This window comes from Corynebacterium sp. HMSC05D08 (genome assembly GCF_001807215.1).
In the GTDB taxonomy this organism is placed as follows: domain Bacteria; phylum Actinomycetota; class Actinomycetes; order Mycobacteriales; family Mycobacteriaceae; genus Corynebacterium; species Corynebacterium striatum.
On sequence record NZ_KV788355.1, the window covers coordinates 91984 to 111858 of the forward strand.

General features: G+C 60.4%; 13 protein-coding genes. 9 read left to right on the top strand and 4 right to left on the bottom strand.

What is annotated here, in order from left to right; all coding sequences use genetic code 11:
- Positions 1-2 precede the first annotated feature (2 nt).
- From HMPREF3148_RS11310 to HMPREF3148_RS11335, 6 genes are all read left to right on the top strand, one after another.
- Positions 3-782: a hypothetical protein gene (locus tag HMPREF3148_RS11310; protein WP_049158699.1), complete on the top strand. Its 780-nt coding sequence runs from the start codon at positions 3-5 to the stop codon at positions 780-782.
- Positions 779-3982 carry an ATP-dependent DNA helicase gene (locus tag HMPREF3148_RS11315; protein ID WP_239294811.1) on the top strand — a complete coding sequence of 1068 codons (3204 nt, stop codon included), beginning with the start codon at positions 779-781 and terminating at the stop codon, positions 3980-3982. The genes HMPREF3148_RS11310 and HMPREF3148_RS11315 overlap by 4 nt, the downstream gene beginning before the upstream one ends.
- A complete protein-coding gene (locus HMPREF3148_RS11320) occupies positions 3966-7175 on the top strand; it encodes an ATP-dependent helicase (RefSeq protein ID WP_049192719.1) in 3210 nt (1069 codons plus the stop codon). The genes HMPREF3148_RS11315 and HMPREF3148_RS11320 overlap by 17 nt, the downstream gene beginning before the upstream one ends.
- A gap of 187 nt (positions 7176-7362) precedes the next feature.
- Positions 7363-8424, top strand: coding sequence for a potassium channel family protein (locus HMPREF3148_RS11325; protein ID WP_100622449.1), 1062 nt, complete (start codon positions 7363-7365; stop codon positions 8422-8424).
- Positions 8424-9143, top strand: coding sequence for an NAD(+) diphosphatase (locus HMPREF3148_RS11330; protein ID WP_049192722.1), 720 nt, complete (start codon positions 8424-8426; stop codon positions 9141-9143). The genes HMPREF3148_RS11325 and HMPREF3148_RS11330 overlap by 1 nt, the downstream gene beginning before the upstream one ends.
- On the top strand, positions 9136-11190 hold the full coding sequence (locus HMPREF3148_RS11335; protein ID WP_070509144.1) for an ATP-dependent DNA helicase UvrD2: 2055 nt from the start codon (positions 9136-9138) through the stop codon (positions 11188-11190). Before HMPREF3148_RS11330 ends, HMPREF3148_RS11335 begins: the two co-directional genes overlap by 8 nt.
- 194 nt (positions 11191-11384) lie before the next feature.
- Here HMPREF3148_RS11335 and HMPREF3148_RS11340 read toward each other — a convergent pair whose 3' ends face one another.
- Positions 11385-12251 (bottom strand): hypothetical protein, encoded by an 867-nt coding sequence (locus HMPREF3148_RS11340; protein ID WP_005528205.1) that lies wholly within the window; start codon positions 12249-12251, stop codon positions 11385-11387.
- A 58-nt stretch (positions 12252-12309) separates the two neighbouring features.
- Here HMPREF3148_RS11340 and HMPREF3148_RS11345 point away from each other — a divergent pair, with 58 nt between their 5' ends.
- The gene (locus HMPREF3148_RS11345) at positions 12310-12828 is read left to right on the top strand and encodes a M48 metallopeptidase family protein (protein ID WP_005528207.1); all 519 of its coding nucleotides are present in this window, start codon (positions 12310-12312) and stop codon (positions 12826-12828) included.
- Between the two features lie 32 nt (positions 12829-12860).
- Here HMPREF3148_RS11345 and HMPREF3148_RS11350 read toward each other — a convergent pair whose 3' ends face one another.
- Positions 12861-14261, bottom strand: coding sequence for a zinc-dependent metalloprotease (locus tag HMPREF3148_RS11350; protein ID WP_070509146.1), 1401 nt, complete (start codon positions 14259-14261; stop codon positions 12861-12863).
- Between the two features lie 67 nt (positions 14262-14328).
- Between HMPREF3148_RS11350 and HMPREF3148_RS11355 the strand changes: the two genes are divergently transcribed.
- Positions 14329-15432 carry a YlbL family protein gene (locus HMPREF3148_RS11355; protein WP_236081503.1) on the top strand — a complete coding sequence of 368 codons (1104 nt, stop codon included), beginning with the start codon at positions 14329-14331 and terminating at the stop codon, positions 15430-15432.
- Positions 15433-15450: 18 nt separating this feature from the next.
- Here HMPREF3148_RS11355 and HMPREF3148_RS11360 read toward each other — a convergent pair whose 3' ends face one another.
- Both HMPREF3148_RS11360 and HMPREF3148_RS11365 read right to left on the bottom strand, forming a co-directional pair.
- Complete coding sequence (locus HMPREF3148_RS11360) at positions 15451-16131, bottom strand: hypothetical protein (protein ID WP_049146537.1); 681 nt, start codon at positions 16129-16131, stop codon at positions 15451-15453.
- A gap of 41 nt (positions 16132-16172) precedes the next feature.
- Positions 16173-16718 (bottom strand): PPA1309 family protein, encoded by a 546-nt coding sequence (locus HMPREF3148_RS11365; RefSeq protein ID WP_049146534.1) that lies wholly within the window; start codon positions 16716-16718, stop codon positions 16173-16175.
- 121 nt (positions 16719-16839) lie between these two features.
- Between HMPREF3148_RS11365 and HMPREF3148_RS11370 the strand changes: the two genes are divergently transcribed.
- Positions 16840-19806, top strand: a complete 2967-nt coding sequence (locus HMPREF3148_RS11370) for a UPF0182 family protein (protein ID WP_049151879.1) — start codon at positions 16840-16842, stop codon at positions 19804-19806.
- Positions 19807-19875 lie beyond the last annotated feature (69 nt).

Here is a 19875-nt window from a genome sequence, read left to right on the forward strand (position 1 = left end):
CAATGTTGCTTCCCCCAGAACACGTGTTGTCCGCCTTCCACGCGGAGGCGAATTTCCGCCAGATCCGCGGCGAGGTCTTGGGTCCGGAATGGGACCACGGTATCAAGGTAGGCGACGTCGTCTATGCCCGTGCCAATGAATGGTCGGGGTGGTCCGCCAAGGTCCGGGAGAAGATGTCCTTAGCGGGTGCACGAGTCGTGCGTCCGGTGCTTACGACTGACGCGCGCTATACCGCTGCTGGGTGGAAGGCCAATCAGTACGTTCCTGGCCAGCTGCGCGGACGCGTTGATGAGACTGCGCAAATGGCGTTGCGTTTGAACGAAGCGATGTCAACCGTGCCTCTGCCCAACGTGGGGCAGCGCGACGACGTATTCGCACGTGCTGAGCGTGCCGCGTGGGATGAGACGGGGGAGGCCTATTCTGATGCCGACCTCGCAGGAATTCCGGTAGGTATTGCGCACGTCGATGTTCTCGGAACCACCATCTTTGCGGATACAAATCCGCCTGCGCTTGTCGACGTCGTGCCATCCGCGGCGCCCCGTCCAGTTGGCTGGAGCGCCGCGCTGGTCATCGTCGATGGCCTCATCGCGGACGTTGTGGATGACGGCATCTGCAACCGCTTTGGGCACGTTCCAGGAATGTCCCAGCTTCTGCTGCGTGCCTCGGCTTATCGCCGTTACGTCAATAACCTGCACCCGCAGTCGAAGACGACCACGCGTTCGAACATTGAAAGGGTTGAAGCTCTGCTCGTGTCCAGGTCATCTGAAATACTGAACGGGTGAGTTACGATCCCCGTTCTACCGCCCGCGCAGGCGTCGTCTTGCCGCCTTCCCCTCAAGTCCGTCTAGTCCCGCGTACTTCCCAGCGCAGCTCGCGTTCCTGGGATTTTCCGCTGCCTGAAACAGGCAGATGGCGCGTGACGGGTACGGCGGGTTCCGGTGTCTCGAGCCTGCTTGTCGACGTTGTCTTGAACAAGCTGAGCTCCGGCGCTGACCCCTCGGGGATCTTGGTGGTCTCCACCTCGAAGGAATCTGGTTCGATCCTGCGGCGCGAGCTGGCGCAGCACTTGGAAGATTACGCGGCGCAGGCATCGATGGTGCGCTCGGTGCACTCCTTGGCCTTCGCACTGCTGCGGACAATCTCAGAAGAAGAGATTCGTCTCATCACCGGCGCTGAGCAGGATGCGGTCATCCGTGAACTACTGGAGGGCCAAGCAGAAGAGAATCGTGGTAGCTGGCCCGCGGAGGTCCGCCCAGCCATGACCTTCGTGGGGTTTGCCCGGCAGTTGCGTGACTTGCTGCTGCGTGCCATCGAGCGTGGCAAGGGCCCGCATGAGCTCATGGAGTTGGGGCAAAAGTACCAGCAGCCTATGTGGACCGCGGCAGGCGAGTTCCTACTCGAGTACGAACGCACGCAGCAGCTGGCTGGTCTGCATTCTTACTCTGCAGCAGAGCTCGTCAACGAGGTCTTGTTGCACTCGGAGTTGGTGGAGAAGCATCCGTGGCACACCATCATCGTGGATGATGCGCAGCTGCTGGACCCGACCTCGGGCAAGCTCATCGAGGGGCTCTCTTGCAGCACAGAGCTGACTGTGGTGGCGGGGGACCCTGACCAAGCCGTCTTTGCTTTCCGAGGCGCCAACTCGGAGTTCTTGACCTCCTTCCCAGCGGAACATGAGCTGGTGTTGGAGGAACCTCGGCGTCGTCCAGCGCCTGCATGCATCAGCATCGTGGATTCGCGCTCGACCCTGCGCGACGTTGTTGCGGATGCTGTCCGGCGCCGCCATTTGGAAGATGAGGTGCCGTGGCGGGAGATCGCGGTGATTGTGCGTTCTACTGGTGACATTGGCCAGGTGCGCAGGACCCTCCTGGCGGCCGGCGTGCCGGTGCACATCAACCCCACGGACGTTATTTTGGCGGAGCAGCGCCTAGTCAAGTCTATTTTGCTGGCGCTGCGCGCATTGGACCATGAGTTGAGCAACACCGAGTTGGAGGAGCTTGTCACGGGACCTGTCGGTGGTGCGGACCCGGTGACGTTGCGGCGCCTCATTCGTGGACTGCGTAGGTGGGCGCCGCAGTCCCGCGGTATCGATTCCTTGCGGGCGCTGTTGGAAGGCGAACTGCCGGACTTTAGAGGTCTGCTTACCGAACGCGAACAGACCATCCTGGAGCGTATCCGCTCGATCCTGGATGCAGGCCGTGCAGCACTGCGTGCACAGGCCTCTATCGAGGAAACCCTGTGGGAAGTGTGGAACGCCACTGGCCTCGACGCGCGTTTGCAGGCCGCGGCCTTGCGCGGTGGTGCCACGGGCTCGCAGGCAGACCGCGACTTGGACGCGATGATGTCGCTCTTCGACGCGGCCGGTGACTATTCGGAGCGCCGTCCTGGTGCGTCCCTGGAGGCTTTCCTGCGGCATATCGAGGAACAGGAGCTACCTACGGGCGTGCGTGATCGCCGAACCGCAATTCCGCAGGCGGTAGAGGTAATTACCGCGCACGGTGCAGTGGGACGCGAGTGGGACACCGTGGTTATTGCAGGTGCGCAGGAAGGAACCTGGCCCTCGTTGGGCGAGACCGGTTCCGTCTTTGGGCAGGAGGATCTCATCGACTTGCTGGATAAAGGCATCGCGCCGGGCACACCGGTGAGTCATGTGGCCAGCCGCTTGAGGGAGGAGCGCCGCTTGTTCCACGTCGCTACCACCCGTCACCGCAGGCGCCTGCTCATCGCAGCTGTCGACGCCCCCGAGGCCGCTGTGCCTGAGGAACCATCCCGCTTTGTGGGGGAGTTTGCGCTGAGCGGCTCTGTCGACGTTCCTGGTGCGCAGACGCGCCGGGAGGCAACCAAGCGCCTGCGTGCGGCACAGTTGCCGCGGGAGCTCGGCCTTGCAGTCCCCGAACCTGCGCCGGTGTCGGTGCGTGCGGAACGCGAGATCGACCCACTCGATGTGGCTGTGCTTTCGGTGCCGTCCTTTGTGGCGCAGTTGCGTCGGGTTGTGGTGAGCGCTTCCAGCGGTGAGGCAGAGCGCAGTCAGGCAGCCCGCCAGTTGGCGCGCTTGGCTAAGGCAGGAGTACCCGGTGCCCATCCAGAGAGCTGGTGGGCTGCGCGTTCGGTGGCCACGGATGTCCTTGCAGACATGGAAGAGGCCGTGGCGGTGGGGCGCGTTTCGCCGTCTCGTGTCGAGGCCTTGCTGAATTGTCCGCTCAGCGCCATCTTGGGCAACCTCGCGGAAGAGGAGTCCACGCCGATGCACCTCATTCGCGGCACCATGGCGCATGCCTACCTAGAAGCGTTGGGCAGGGGAATCGAACCTGAACTGGGTAAGAAAATGGTTATGGAGGCTTTTGCTTCCATCGTGGATGGGCCCGGATGGAAGATGCGCAGCGATATGGCTGCCTTCGAGCGGCTTATCGACCGCACCCACCAGTGGGCTATGAACTCCGAGTCCTCCTTTGAGCTCATTGGCGTTGAGGTTCCCGTCTCCGTGGAAGTCCTGCCTGGCATTACCGTTGCTGGTTACATGGATCGCCTAGTCAAGGCTGGGGATGACTACATGGTGGTTGACCTCAAGACGGGCAACAGCGCTGTGACCGCAAAGCAGGCCAAGGAAAATCCACAGCTGATGACGTATCAGTTGGCTTTGGAACGCGGTGAACTTGTCGGTGTTGTGGACGCAGACGACGCGGAAGCAGGGGAGAACCCCGGCTCTTCGCCGGTCATCCGTACTGGTGAAGGCTTGCCGCGTGGTGGCGGTGTATTGGTCTATCCCGCCCATGACAGCGTCAAGATCACAACGCGCGACCAAGCAGCGGTGCCGCCGGAAGAGCTTGCGGCCTTCGCCGAAAAGCTGCCGGCGCTCGTTGCAGAATTACATAGTGAGCGCTTGACCGCGCGCGAGAATGATTCTTGTGATCGCTGCGCTATTCGCTCTATTTGCCCAGTACAAGCCGAGGGAAAGCAGGTCTCTGATGAATTCGCAGTCTAATCTTCTCAGCCCGGCAGAGCTTTCCACGGCCCTGGGCAAGGCGTTTCCGCCGACGCCGGAGCAAGCCAGGGTAATCGAGGGCGAGCTCGGACCAAAGCTCGTGGTGGCGGGTGCCGGTGCGGGCAAGACCGAGACGATGGCTTCGCGCGTGGTCTATTTGGTGGCCAACGGCATGGTGGCGCCGGAAAAGGTCTTGGGTCTGACGTTTACCCGCAAGGCCGCGCAGCAACTCGAGCAACGTATTCGCAAGCAGCTCATCAAGTTGCGTGACTCGGGAATCGTGCAGCCTGGTACGGCCGCGGCCGAGGCTTTGGAAAATATCGCGCCAAAGGTTGCCACCTATGACTCCTACGCGGGTGACTTGGTGCGTGAATACGGTTTGCTCATGCCTGTGGAGCCGACAGCGCGCATCATTACCGATGCTGAGCGCTACGCCATCGCACACGACGTGGTGGTCAATTACGGCGGCAAGCTGTCGGCCTCGCAATCGTTGGGCCACGTGACGGATACCTTGCTCAAACTGGCGCAGGCCATGGACAACGGCTTGTTGGACCCAGACGAGATCCGCGAGCATGCACGGATTTTCACAGCCACCGCTTATGACCTAGAAAAGACTAGGAGGAATGGTCCGGAGTTTACCCGTGATCTCCAGAAATTCCTTGATAAGCAGCAGTTGCGCGTGGAGTATCTGCCACTGGTGGAGGCCCTCAAGGAAGAGCAGGCCGCTCGTGGCGTGATTACCTTCGGTGAGCAAATGGCTATTGCCGCGGCCTTAGCGGAGAGCCATCCGCAGGTGGGCGAGCAGCAGAGCCAGCGATTCAACGTCGTCATGCTGGACGAGTACCAGGACACCTCCCATGCTCAGCGCGTGTTGCTGCGCTCCTTGTTCGGCGGGGTCCGCCCCGATGTTTCGGTGACCGCAGTGGGCGACCCTATGCAGTCCATTTATGGCTGGCGCGGTGCCACGGCAGAAAACCTTGCTGCCTTCGTTGAGGACTTCCCTCAATCAGACGGTTCGCCGGCGCCGAAGGATCAGCTCACCATTTCGTGGCGTAACCCGCAGCAAACGCTGACGCTGGCTAACGACGTCGCCGGGCACCTGTTTGCGGAAACCGGCGGGCCGCGCCCAGTTGATGAATTGTCGCCGCGCGATAACGCCCCAGAAGGCGAGGTGAAGTTGGCCTACTTCGCCAGCGAAAACGAGGAACGTGAGTTCGTAGCGAATCACCTCAAGGCGCAGCTGGATGCGTGCGAGGATCCGAGCCGCTTTAGCGCGGCGGTTCTAGTGCGCACCAACAAACAATCGCCGCTCATTTCTCAAGCCTTGGATGCAGTCGGCGTGCCCAATGAAATCGTTGGTTTGGGCGGACTGCTTTGGCAGCCTGAGATCCAAGACCTCATTGCTGTAGCGACCATTCTCCTGCGCCCGCAGGACACCAATGCTGCCTTGCGCGTTCTCACCGGCCCGATGTGTGGGCTGGGTGTGAAGGATCTCAAGGAGCTGCTGGCTCGCCAACGCAATCTGGCGGGGGCAAGTGATGAATCCGCAGGCCGTCTTCGCTGGGAAGGCGGCGATCCTGTCGAGCACCTTGCCGCGCAGCTGGCTGAACTCACCAAGGAGGACACGAGCCAGGTCTTGGGCCTTGCCGACGCCCTCGCAGATTTGGGAGAGCGGGAGCGCTACAGCGCGGCTGGCCTTGCTCGCATGGAAGAGCTTTCAGCGAAGCTGCGTCATCTGCGTACCTACTCGCTGAGCAAGTCACTGAGCGATCTCTTTGCAGACATCGAGGCGATGTTTAATATTCGCACCGAGGTGCTGGCAAACGGACAGCAGGGCGGGACGACGCACCTTGATACATTCGCCGACATTGTCGCCGGATTCCATGGGGACTCCTTGGGCGCACTTCTGGACTACCTCTCCATGGCGCGTGAGCACGAAGACGGACTGACCCCGGGCGAGGTTCCAGCTGTTGACGGTCGCGTGCAAATCATGACCGTGCACAAGTCCAAGGGCCTGGAGTGGAAGCACGTGTGCGTGCTACACGCTGACTCCAGCAGTTACAAGGCCCAGGCGGAGACCTTCCTCACGCTCGTGGAAAAGGCGCCCACTGATGCGGACGTCATTGAGCTTGAGCCCGATGCTGTCAAGCGCTCGGCATTTGGAAAGGCCTGCGAAGCCTATAAAGAATCGGTCCGCCAGAACCAGCGGGAAGAGGCTGCTCGCCTGTTCTATGTTGCGATGACGCGTACCGAGTCCACCCTGACCGTTACTGGTTCAGGCACCAACCGCAAAGGTGGCAAGGCACAAAAAGGACCTTATGAATACCTGGAGCTGTTGCGCGAGAAACACTCGGACCTGGTCAGCCACTGGGACGTTCCAGCGACTCCTGAGGAGGCCGAGGCGCTCACCACCCTTCGTGAGGGCACGTTCCCGTCGCTGCGCGCTAACCCGGATGCGCTGCGCGGTGCTGATCTCGTGCTGGACGCAATGGAGGAGCTGCCGACATTGCGGGCGGGGGAGACCTTCGAGTTGTGGGAGCAAGAAGCCGGAGCCCTCATCGAGGAATACGCCGCGCTTAAGGCCCCTGTGGTTGATGTGGAGCTGCCGACTGAGCTGACCGCCTCCGACATGGTGTCTTTGAGCTCCGATCCCATTCAGTTCGCGCGCCGCCAACGCCGCCCAGTGCCCTTCAAGCCGAACGCCTACGCGAAGCGCGGTACCGCCTTCCACGCGTGGCTGGAGGAGCGGTTCGGTTCGCCAGCCTTGCTGTCTGAAAACGAGCTGCCTGGTTCTGATGAGCAGCCAGAGCAAGACCTGGAATCACTAAAGGATGCATTCTTGAACTCGCCGTGGGCGCAGCGCACCCCAGAATATGTCGAAGCACCCTTTGAAATCACCATCGGTGAGTCGGTCGTCCGCGGCCGAATGGATGCCGTATTCCGTGAAGCCGACGGAACCTGGCTCATCGTGGACTGGAAGACTGGCCGTCCGCCTGCCGGTGCAGCGATGCGCGCCGCCGAGATCCAGCTCGCCGTCTATGCAGAGGCTTGGCGGCGAGTACATAAGGCGGCGAATGTACGCGCTGCTTTCTTCTATGTCCGTGATGGTTATTTCTTCGAACCGCGTAATTTGCCCACTGGAAAGGAGCTAGTAGAACTCCTTGAATCGTCAGTTTCAGGTCAGGCGGGCTAAGGTATTGAGCCGGTCCGGAAACCGAGTCATCGGGTCATCGCGGTCTATGCATTCTGTCCGCTGTGCAAAATCGTTTAGACTCGGAGAACCCCGGATCGCTCAACGAGGTAAGTAATAAAAGGAAGACAGAACTTCAGTGCCGAAACAAAGTGCGAAGCGCATTAGACGCCGCTTCAAAGCGCGCTTTATGCCGCAGATTGAGCTGACTTCACAGCCCGACCACGCACTCATTGACGTGATCACTGTTCCGCGTGCGGTCAGCGACAGCCCGTGGAGGCAGCTGGGCAGCCGCGTGCTGTGGGCTCTAGCGCTTCTGGTTTTTGTCACCGTCGTGGTCTACTTCGATGGCGACGGATATAGCGAGGACCTGTCGCTGCTCGATGCTTCCTATTACGCAGCGGTCTCCCTGACCACAGTGGGCTATGGTGACATCGTCCCGGTCACGCCGCAAGCTCGCTTCATTAACCTTCTGATTGTCACGCCAGCCCGCCTGGTCTTCCTTGTTTTGTTGGTCGGCGCAACGTTGTCAGTGCTGACAGACAAAGCACGCCGTACATTTGAAATCCAGAATTGGAGAAAGCAATTGCGCAACCACACAGTTGTCATCGGTTACGGCACCAAGGGTGCGGGAGCGGTCGCTGCTTTGCTGGCTGATGATGTCCCGGCTTCCCAGATCGTGGTCATCGATACCAATCGAGCCTCCCTGGCCAACGCAGAGCACCACGGCCTGGTCACCATCTATGGCTCCGGCACCAAGCAGGACGTCCTCCGCATCGCGGGCGTCGAAAATGCCTCCTCTGTGGTGGTCACACCGTCCACAGACGATACCGCTGTGCTGTGTACTCTGTCGGTCCGCGAGCTGAACCCGAGGGCGAAGATCGTGGCCTCCGTGCGTGAGTCCGAGAACCGCCACCTGCTGCGCCAGTCCGGTGCCGATTCCGTGGTTACCTCCGCCGAGACCGCCGGCCGCCTGCTTGGTCTTGCCACCGTGACGCCGACCGTGGTGGAGATGATGGAAGACCTGCTCTCCCCGAACGAGGGCTTCTCCGTTGCCGAGCGCCCCGTGCGCGAATTTGAGGTTGGCTCCAACCCGCGCCACCTCGCTGACATCGTGCTTGCTGTGCTGCGAAACAACGAGCTACACCGCGTCGATACCGCCGATGCTTACTCGCTTAAGCCTGGCGACCGCCTGCTCTACATCAAGCACGAGATGGAGCAAGCCAACGAAGAAGAGGACGAAGAAGAATAGTGTTTCTGCCTGTCACCGAGACCAACCGCGTACCAGTTGATTTCCAAGGCGCCCCGGTCTTGGTCGCAGAACCAACCGGCCCCATCCTCGTTGAGGTAGGGGCCTTTCAGGCTTTTTCGATGCCCGAGGAACAGGCCAAGGTGTTAGGAACGCTGCGTGACGCCACATTCTTCGCCGACCACCCTGAGATCCTCAAAGCCATCCACTTGGTGCGCAATCGTCGAGAGCTGCGCTTCGACCCACGAACCGGACGGGAACTGGAGTATCCTGCCCCGGGCGTCGTCGGGCGCGATGCCCACAACGAGCACCGAATTGTGTTTCCCCGCCTTGATCCCGCAGTGATTGGAATCATCCACCTAGCCGGCACGGACAAGATTCTGTTGGCCAAGAATCGGATGCGTAATAGCTTTTATTCGCTCATCGCCGGCTACGTCGATGCTGGAGAGAACCTCGAGGAGGCTTTCACCCGGGAGGCCCTTGAGGAGACCGGAATGCGCGTGCGCGAGGTGCGCTACTGGGGCTCACAACCCTGGCCCCCAAGCGGCTCGCTTATGGTGGGCTTTTCCGCGGTCACGGACGATGTCCGGGCCGTTTGCGATACTGATGGGGAATTGGAAGAGACCCGTTGGGTTAGCCGGGCTGAGTTGCCTGAGCTGACCATTGCCCGGAAGGGCTCGATTGCACACACGATGATTATGGAGTGGTACCACGGTGAATAGGCCGGATTTGTCCCTGTTGGATGAGGACCAACGCGCTGCCGCGACCGCCCCACGCGGACCGGTATGCATCTTGGCGGGTGCCGGTACAGGTAAGACGCGTACCGTGACCTACCGCATCGCCAACATGGTGGACCAGGGCTTCGTTAGTCCGCAGCGCATCCTCGCCGTCACTTTCACCACGCGTGCGGCGGGGGAGATGCGCGATCGCCTCAACCAGATGGGCGTCGGTGGCGTGCAAGCCCAGACCTTTCACGCGGCGGCGCGTCGCCAGCTGCGCTACTTCTGGCCACAGGTCGCAGGCGACCTTCCATGGGAGCTGTTGGATAACAAGTTTTCCGTGGTCGCGCGGGCTGTGCGTTCACTGAACTTGGACAATTCCAAGGACTCGATTCGTGACTACTTGAGCGAGATCGAGTGGGCCAAGTCTTCTCTCATTGGTGCCGATTCTTATCCGGAGGTCATCGCCACCACCGACCGTGAAGCACCCACAGATCCTGCGAAAGTGGCGGAGGTCTTTCGGCGTTACGAGCAGCTCAAGTCCACGCAGGACCGCATGTTCTTAGACTTCGACGACCTCCTCATGCATATCGCCGGGGCAATCGAGAACGTGCCCTCGGTAGCCGAGGTCTTCCGCGAGCAGTACCGCACCTTCGTCGTTGACGAGTACCAGGACGTCACGCCCTTGCAGCAGCGGGTCCTCAATGCGTGGTTGGGAGACCGAGACGATCTCACAGTGGTCGGTGACGCCAACCAGACGATTTACTCCTTCAACGGCGCTTCGCCGGACTACCTGCTCAACTTCTCTCGCACGTATCCCAATGCGACCATCGTGAAGCTTCAGCGAGACTACCGTTCCACGCCACAGGTCACGGATTTGGCTAACCGCGTCATCGCTAAAGCTACGGGTCGCGCGGCGGGAACCCGCCTGGAGCTGCAGGGTATGCGCGATCCCGGTCCTGAACCCACGTTCAAGGCCTATGAGTCGGAAGAGATCGAGGCGAAGGAAGTAGCAGGCCAGATCCTGACGCTCCTCAACAAAGGTGTGAAAGCATCAGAGATCGCCGTGCTCTACCGCATTAACGCGCAGTCGGAGCAGTTTGAGCAAGCGCTTGCCGACGCCGGCATTGTCTACCAGGTCCGCGGTGGTGAAGGGTTCTTCCGTAGGCCGGAGATCCTCGAAGCCATTCGCGTCCTCATCGCGGCTACTCGCCGTGATGACCTGCCAGCAGACCCGGTGGCGATCGCGCACGCCGCGTTCGTCGAGTTGGGACTTACTCCTACCGAGCCGCAGGGTGCGCAGGCGCGTGAGCGCTGGCAGTCTCTCAATGCGTTGGTGGATCTCATTGCGCAGATCGTGAACGACCACGAAGGAATCGATCTCAACGGGGTCCTCGGCGAGCTGCATCGTCGCTCCGAAAACAAACAGAATCCCACGATGGAAGGTGTCACCCTCGCCACCATCCACGCAGCTAAGGGCCTGGAATGGGATGCGGTCTTTCTGGTTGGGCTCACTGAGAAGCTCATGCCCATCAACTACGCCATCAAGGCGGGCGACGAGCAGGTGGAAGAAGAACGCCGCCTGTTCTACGTGGGCATTACCCGTGCACGTGAGCACCTTGCATTGTCGTGGGCCTTGGCTAAGACGACGGGCTCGCGTGCCTCGCGCGAGCGCACCCGCTTCTTGGATGGATTGGTGCCGGGGATCGAGGAAACGCCAGGCAGCGGGCGCCGGTACCGCCAGCGCAAGTGCCGAATTTGCTCGGCTGAGTTGACGAGCCCTGCTGAGAAAGTTCTGGGCCGACACGAGTATTGCGAGTATGAGGGCGATGAAGAGGTCTTCTCCGCGCTGCGCGCCTGGCGCGCGAAGACCGCTCGCGAAGCGAAGGTTCCGGCCTACGTGATTTTCTCCGACGCCACGCTGCAGGCGATTTCAGAAGCCCTGCCAGCAAGTGAGGCCGAGCTGCTCGACATCTCGGGCGTGGGGCCCTCGAAGCTGGAGCGTTATGGCGCGGAGGTCCTGCAAATCATCGCTGCGTTGCGTTCCTAATCGCGGCCGCACGGGAGCCTGTGCTGCCGTCCACCGCAAATACCCAGACCTGGGAACCCAGAACCCAAGGTCGCGGAAAAGCGTGCCAAGCGCCCAAGCGATCGCGACCAGCAGGACTGGGGGCCCAGGCCTGGGGATTTAGGAAAGTCCGCACGTGGCCCCTGTGCGAGCGCGGCTTGGACCGGCGCATAGCGCTACCGATTGCGTTTCGTTTCGAAGCAATAGGGGCACTTCGGGTGCTCGATAACTAGCCGGTATTGGTGATGCCCGTAGAGGTCCACCTCAAGCTGCTCGCCCGGCATCACCCGCGAGCTTTTCGCACCAGGCGGCGACGGCCATCCAGCAAGACGCCTGACCAACACCGCGGACTGTACCGCCACTGCCTGCGCCACAAGGTCATCGGTGTTTCTGTCTGCATCAGCCAGCTGGCTGACCACTTGGTGCCATTGCCCATCCACGTCGATGCGGTGTAGATGCGCGCACATGGGGCAGGGGCCGCGGCCGTCGACGTGCACAGGCCCAATGACTCCGCGCGAATCGACCAGCGAGACCGGCAGGAATGTGCCCTTGCACTTGCTGAGTGCAGCAGCGAGGTTCACGGGTTCATGCAGCATGTCAGCCGCGACAACAGGGAAGTGCTCACTGACGCTTGCGATGTAGGAATACATATTCTCTGATTCCAGCGGATTGCGCAGGATGAATCCAGCATTATGAAATACCGTGCGCAGAGTTTGCGCCAGTGCACTGGAACCCAACACCACCACGCTTTGACGCGGTTGCTCCGGCCAGAGGATGTTGTAACAGATGAGGTCTTCAATGAGCGTGCGCGCAGCCGCATCGTCCATACCCGCGCGGACCAGAAGCCGCTCAACGCTCTCTCGAGTCATCGGCTTACTTAGGAGGTTTAAGGCCTCAACAATCTGCATTTCTACCTCGACGACTCCCACTCGCGTGGCATCCATCCCGAACTGGATCACCCCAGGCTCGCGTTCCACCACGGCAACTCCCGGCGCGAGTGAATAAGTTGTCATCGTTGAGACAGCGTGCGTTTCCCCTGCCATGCTTTCCCCCTAAAGCTGTGCGCGTGAGAATATTCCAACACAAGTACAATCACCTGTCATGTCGAATCAACAGCCCGCCCGCGAGTCCGCCCCAGAAGTGCGCGTGATTCGCTCCGCCAAGCGCAAGCGCACAATCCAAGCACGCATGGTAGACGGGGTATTGGAAGTTCGCATTCCGGCCTGGATGTCTGCCAAGGAAGAACAGAAAGCGGTCACGGATATGCTCGCCCGTGTTGAACGCAAGCACACCTCGTCGCGGCGTTCCGATGCAGATCTGGAAGAACGCGCCGCGGAACTCAACAAGCTTTACCTAGGTGGCCAGGCCAAGGTGGGTTCCATCCGGTGGGTCAGCAATCAGAACTCGCGCTGGGGCAGCTGTACGACGTCCACTGGAGACATCCGGATCACGGATCGGCTCAAGGACGTGCCGGAGTATGTCCTCGATTCCGTCATCATCCATGAGCTCACGCACACATTTATCCCCGGGCACGGGCCGCGCTTTTGGGAGTGGGCAGATCGCGCGCCAAAGGCGGAACGGGCCAAGGGATACTTAGAGGCCTACCAGCGCTTTGGCTGATAGGCCTCTAAAAGAGCAGCGGTGCGGCGAGATTACTTCTCGGATTCGGGGCCGTTAGGACCGTCGGTCTCGTCGCTTCCGTCCTGCGTATCCTTGCCGTCTTGCTCGCGAAGCATTTCTTCCAGCTTGGCAAACTCTTCTTCGAAGCCGGAATCGGGGGCGTCGTCAAGCAGGCTATCGATGAACGAAGCAGGGTTGTCGATTTGCTCTGCGGTAGGCAGGAAGTCTGGGTGGTCCCAGGCCTTGTCGCGCTTTGCGGCGCCAACCGCGACGGTGGTGCGGCGCCACAGCTCCGCAGCGGCGTCGACCTTTGGGGCGGAGAGCTCAATGCCCACGACCTTGGAGATGGCCTGCTCCGCGGAACCGCCCGTAGCGCGGCGGTGTGCCCATGCCTCATTCATGGTAGAGGTGGACGGGATACGCTCGCCCAGCGCTTCATTGACCACGTGGTCAACCCAGCCCTCGACCAGAGCAAGCAGCGTTTCTAGGCGGGAGACCGCACCTGCGTTGCGGGAGGTGATGCGCGGGGTGAGGTCCATCCCCTGCAGCTTGCTCATCGCGTCCTGGATAGCTTGTGGGTCGCCGGACTCCAGGTTGAGCTCGCGGGTGGCTTCCTCGATGTGGGAAGTGTCAATGACCAGGCCAATGGCGTATTCCTCAACAGAGGAGACCAGGCGCTCCACCAGCCACGGAACGTGCTTAAACAGGCGCTGGCGGGCGGCCTCTCGCGCGCCGATGTAGACCAGAATCTCCTGGCCTGGAACGTTGAGGTCGCGGGCGATCTTCTGGATGTTGTGCGGCAGCAGAGCCGTGGTGCCGGCAGGGGAGACTGGCAGACCGAAGTCAGAGCCGGTCAGTGCCTGAGCGGCAAGGTCACCAAGCGCGCGGCCTAGCTGCATACCGAAGTTCATGCCTGACATCTGGTTCATCATGTTTGCCATCGGGCCCATCATCTCGCGGGCTTCTTCAGGCATGGACTCCAGCTGCGCGTTGTTCATGTGCTGCGCCACCGGGGTGACCAGGCGCTGCCACATTGGAATGGTTGCCTCCAGCCACTCGGTGGAGTTCCATGCCTTCACTGCACCAGAGGCGGTGGGGAGATCGGTGGCGTCGTCAAGCCATAGCTCCGCCAAGCGGACGGCCTCTGTGACAGCGTTGATGTCAGCGTCGCTTACTTCTTTGTCAGTCGAAATCTGCTGCAGTGCGATGCGCTTTGCCATCTCGTAGTTGACTGGGCCGGCACCTTCCGCGGAGTTCATTGAGGAACCCATGCCGGAGAGCATCTGACCAAATTGGTTCAGGAGATCTCCTAAACCACCGCCTGCGGCGCTTCCACCGAAGCCGAAGGCGCCAAACGGGTTCTGGTCGCGGCGTGAGTTTTCATCATCGCCGTCGTCGTTATTGGGGAAAGAAAAGCCGAATCCGTTGCTCATGGGCTCTAATCTACCGGCAGGCGGCGGCTGGATTCCATGAACAACGCAACGCTGACAGCGAACACGAATGAAAACCATAACGAAAAACGTTGTAGGCTGTTTCATCGTGAATTCACCTGAAAACCGTCGACTTCGCACCCTTGCCTGGGGCGCCATCCCCGTCGTAGTGCTCGGTGCTGCATTGAGCATCGACCACATCCCCGGCACGGATGTTGCTCTGACCGTTCCTTATGCCGCGGAAGGGCCCGGACCCACCGTGGACACTTTGAGCGAGGTCGACGGTGCTAAGGTCGTGGATGTGACTGCTCCCAAGACTTATGAGACCTCGGGACAGCTCAACATGACTACTGTCTCGGTGCGTACCAACATGACGCTGGCGCAGGCCCTGGGTCGGTGGATCATGACCGATGACACCCTCGTGCCCATTGATACCGTCATCCCCCAAGGAAAAACGGATGAAGAAGTCAACGAGTCCAACAAGCAGGCTTTTACCCAGTCGGAGGCCGCGGCAACGGTCGCTGCGATGAACTACCTCAAGGTCCCGGTCAAGATCGTCGTGGCGCAGGTGCTCAAGGACGCGCCGGCCACTGGGGTGGTTAAAGCCGAAGACATCATTACCTCCGTCGATGGCAAGGACGTCAGCGAGCCGGGCCAGGTCCAAGAGCTCGTGCGTGCCAAGAAACCTGGCGACAGGATGGAGCTCGGCATCGAGCGCAAGGGCAAAAAGCTCACCGAGGAAATCACCCTTGGTTCTCATCCGGATGATGACAGCGTCGCTTTGCTCGGCATATCCATGACATCGCAACCGAAGGAGGACATCAAGGTCCAGTACAACCTCCAGGACATAGGTGGTCCTTCCGCTGGCATGATGTTCACGCTCGCCGTAATCGACAAGCTTTCCGAAGGCGAGCTCAACGGCGGAAAGTTCGTGGCTGGTACCGGAACGATCAACGAGGACGGCACGGTGGGCCCCATTGGCGGCATCGTTCACAAAGTAGAAGCTTCCAAACAAGCCGGTGCGGAGCTCTTCCTAGCCCCGGCGGATAACTGCGCGGAGGCCACGAGCCGCGACACTGGCGACATGGTGGTGGCCAAGGTCGAATCCATCGACGACGCCATCGCGGCCATGGACAACTTTGCCCACGGCAAAAAGGTCGAAACCTGCGGCTAGATTAAGCCAGGCCGCAGACTAGATAAGGCCAAGCTCCTTGAGGCGGTCCTCAGGATCATCTTGATCGGTGGAGATCATCTGCTGCATCACTAGGCCCTCTTTGTTGTCCACCACGGTCAAGATAGCGGTGTTGCCCAGCATGGACCAGCCGACGACGCGGTCGCCCTCATCCTTGATGACGCGGGAAGAGCGCAGCTCAGTGAGTACCTGTGTGGTTTGCGCGGCCTTCGACTTGTTCTTGAAGAACTGGAACTGGCCCACCTTGGAACCCGAGCAGTTATAGGAGTCCTCCACACCGTTGGGGTCGCAGCGGTCAAACTGCTGGAAGATCTCCACTGGGATGAGCTCACCGAAGGTCTTGTAGGCCTCTTCCACTGGCTTTGCTAGCTTCTTGTCCGTCTTTGCGCTTCCACTCTCGTTGGCGGATTCGCTCGCGGTTGCGCTGGCGGAAGGATCAGCAGATTCTGATTCTGCGGCTTTGCTGGTGGCGGATTCGGCGCTGGACTCCGCGCTTTCTTCGGTAGTGGGAGCTGCGCTTGACGACGTCTCCTTCGCCGGGGTTTCCTTCGCCTGAGCGGTGGTCTCGGGGGGCTGCGGAGCAGGCGCCTCCTCTTTGTCGCCGCAGGCCGTTAACACGCACGTCGCAGCCACACAGGCTGCCGCGACTCGGGCTGAGCGGGTTAGCGAGGCAAATCGCACGAGGAGACTCCTTTAGTTTTTGAAACACTTAAAAGAACAGTTTAGTCCAGTTCATCCGGATCTTGTTCCAGTCCGTAGCGCAAAGCCGCGATGACGCCTGGGGCAACCTCAGGACCGCCCCGCAGCTGGATGTCATCTTCCGCAAATGGGCCAGCTGCCTCCAGCTCTTCCTCGGTGGGACGCAGCTGCAGCAGGGTAAGCTCCACGCCTTCCTCGCGAAGAACGCCGGAGAAGAGGCGAGCGGGACGAGGAGCGGCGTCGCCAAGCGCAGATGCGGAGGTATCGCGGAACTTGATCTCCTGTGCCAAGACGACCCCCGCGACCTCGTGCGGCCACGCTAGGCGCGCCACGTAGTCGGCGAGTTGCTCGGAGCCTGGTTCGATGTTGTCTGGAATGTTGTCCTGGACAATGAGCGTTAGGGGAGAGGCATCCTCTTCGTTGAGTTCGGCTAGTTGGTCAGCAACCAGTGAGGTGGGAACCAAAGCAAACAAAGTTGGGGGTGCATCCCAGCCCTCGGCGTGCACGAATTCGACCGCCTCACGCATGGCTTTGTTTAATGCTGGCTGAGAAACCTCGGGGGAACTCATAGGACTCCTTATTCGTTAACTGTGTATTGCTTCCCTAAGCTGGAAGACTATACCGCTTATATTCGCACGACTTTGATTGGAGCTGGCGTTGGCCTCTGGACTTTCCCAACCCGCTGCCCCAATGAAGCGCCCGCCCCGGCTTCTCTCTTGGGCTGTCGCTATCATTGCTGTTCTTCTATTTGTAGGCCCCATGTTGGTGGGCTTCTATACCGATTGGAAGTGGTTCGGCGCAATTGATTACCGTGGTGTTTTCACCACGACCCTCGTAGCGCGCATTGTTCTGTTTATCCTCTTTGCGGTGGTTGCCGGGGGCGTGGTTTTCGCCGCCGGCTTCGTGGCGTGGCGGGGCCGTCCAGACAGTATTGACTTCAGCGACCTGAACTCGCCGGTGTACCAATACCGCCGCTCGATTGAAAAGACCATGGGCCTATTCCTCAAGGTCATCCCGATCTTGGTGGGTGCGGTCGCTGGCCTGCTGGGCCAGGCTTCCTGGCGCGAGTTCATGCTCTTCCTCAACGGCCAGGACTTTGGCGTCAAGGATCCACAGTTCCAGCGTGACTTGGGCTTCTACGCGTTCCAGCTGCCGGTATGGAACATCGTGGTCAGCGCGTTCTCCATGCTGCTCATGGTGTGCTTCCTGTTGGCGCTGTTTAGCCACTACATTCTCGGCGGCATCCGCATTGGCAATCGCGCAGCTGGTGTGCGCGGTTCTATCTCGCGCCCGGCTCGCTTGCAGCTTGCTGTCACCGCCGGACTGTGGATGATCCTGCAGGTTGTAGGCTATTGGCTCGACCGCTACCAGCTGCTGTATAACCAGCACTCGCTGTTTACCGGTGGCTCCTACACCGACATCAACGCGTACCTGCCGGCCAAGATCATCTTGATGGTCATCGGCGTGTTCGTGGCCGTGGCCATCTTTGCGGCAGTGGTTATTAAGGACCTGCGCATCCCTGCGCTTGCTGTGGTTCTCATGCTGCTGTCCTCGCTTACCATTGGCCAGGCTTGGCCGTTGATGATGGAGCGTTTCTCCGTCACGCCAAACCGCCAGGCCAAGGAAGCGGAGTACATTTCTCGCAACATCGAGTCCACCCGTTACGCCTATGGGCTCACCGACGAGAACGTGACTTACGAGGAGAACTGGGGCGCAGGCGATGTCTCCGACTCCAAGGTCGCGGCGGACACCTCGACGATTTCTAACCTGCGTCTTCTGGATCCGGACATCATTGCCCCGACCTTTACCCAGATGCAGCAGCTGAAGAACTTCTACGGCTTCCCAGAGACGCTGGCCATGGACCGTTACACCATTGACGGCCAGGTCCGTGACTTTGTGGTCGCAGCCCGCGAACTCGACCCGAACGAGTTGCAGGACAACCAGCAGAACTGGTTGAACCGCCACACCGTGTACACGCACGGCAACGGCTTCGTGGCTGCGCAGGCGAACACCGTGGATGAGGTTGCCCGAGATGCAGGTTCCGCGCGTGGTGGTTTCCCCATCTTCACGGTCTCCGATCTACAGACCCAGCAGGGCAAGGAGAACGAGGGCGAGGGCGAGACCCAGGACGCAGAGAAGTCCTTGGGCATCAAGGTTGACCAGCCGCGTATCTACTTCGGCCCGGTCATCGCTAGCGCACAGGATGGCCGCGATTACGCCATCGTGGGCAAGACCGGCAACGACTCGGTTGAGTATGACACCGATTCCACGACCTACACCTATGACGGTAAGGGCGGCGTGCACATCGGTAATTTCTTCGACCGCACCGCATATGCGTTGAAGTACCAGGAGATGAACCTGCTGCTTTCTGACCGCGTTGGTTCCGAGTCGAAGATTCTCTATGACCGTGACCCGCGCGAGCGCGTGGAGAAGGTTGCTCCATGGCTGACCACTGACTCCGCTACCTACCCGGCTGTTATCGACGGCCGCATCAAGTGGATTGTCGACGGTTACACCACCCTGGATTCCCTGCCTTATTCTCAGCGCACCTCGCTGACTGAGACCACCCAGGACACCCAGAACCCAAATGGCACCAACCAGCGTCTTATCAACGAGCAGGTGGGCTACATCCGCAACTCGGTCAAGGCCACTGTCGACGCCTACGACGGCACCGTTGATCTCTACGAGTTCGACACTGAGGACCCGGTCTTGAAGGCATGGGAGGGTGTGTTCCCGAACGTGGTGAAGCCGGAGGCTGAAATCTCCGACGAGCTGCGCAACCACTTCCGCTACCCGGAGGACATGTTCAAGGTGCAGCGCAACCTGCTGGCTAAGTACCACGTTTCTGACCCAGGCGTGTTCTTCAACAACGACGCATTCTGGTCCGTGCCGGAAGACCCGACCGCTGGCGAATCCCGCGGTTTGAACCAGCCGCCGTACTACGTCATGGCCTCTGACCCGAAGACCGGTAAGCCAAGCTTCCAGCTCATCACGTCTTACCGTGGCCTGAACCGTCAGTTCTTGTCCGCGCACATGGCTGTGTCCTCGGATCCGGAGAACTACGGCAAGATCACCGTCAAGGTGCTGCCGACGGACACGCAAACCCAGGGTCCGAAGCAGGCACAGGACGCCATGATGTCTTCTGACCAGGTCGCTCGTGACCGCACGCTGTGGGAGGGCTCTAACGACCTGACCAACGGCAACCTGCTGGCACTGCCGGTGGGTGACGGTGAGATTCTCTACCTAGAGCCGATCTACTCGCAGCGCAAGGACCAAGAGTCTGCGTTCCCGAAGCTGCTGCGCGTACTTGTCTCCTACAAGGGCCGCGTGGGCTATGCGCCGACCATTGGTGAGGCTCTCGACCAAGTGGGCATTGATCCGAAGGCAGCCCAGGACATCACTGAGATCGACGGCGACGGCACTGTGAAGAACACGCCGAGCGACTCGAAGGATGACAAGAAGTCTGGCGAGGATGGCAAGGCTTCGGCACCTGCATCTGCACCTGCTGCATCCAACGAGGCTGAAGCAATCGACGAAATCAACACCGCACTCGACAACGTGGAGAAGGCCCGCAACGGCTCCTTCGAGGAGTACGGTAAGGCCCTCGACGAGCTCGACAAGGCCGTTGAATCCTACAAGCAGCTGCAGTCCAAGTAGCGTGCCATAGCGAAAAACATACTAAAGGCCACCTGCCCAGCGGATTTGGGTGTGTGGCCTTTGGTGTGT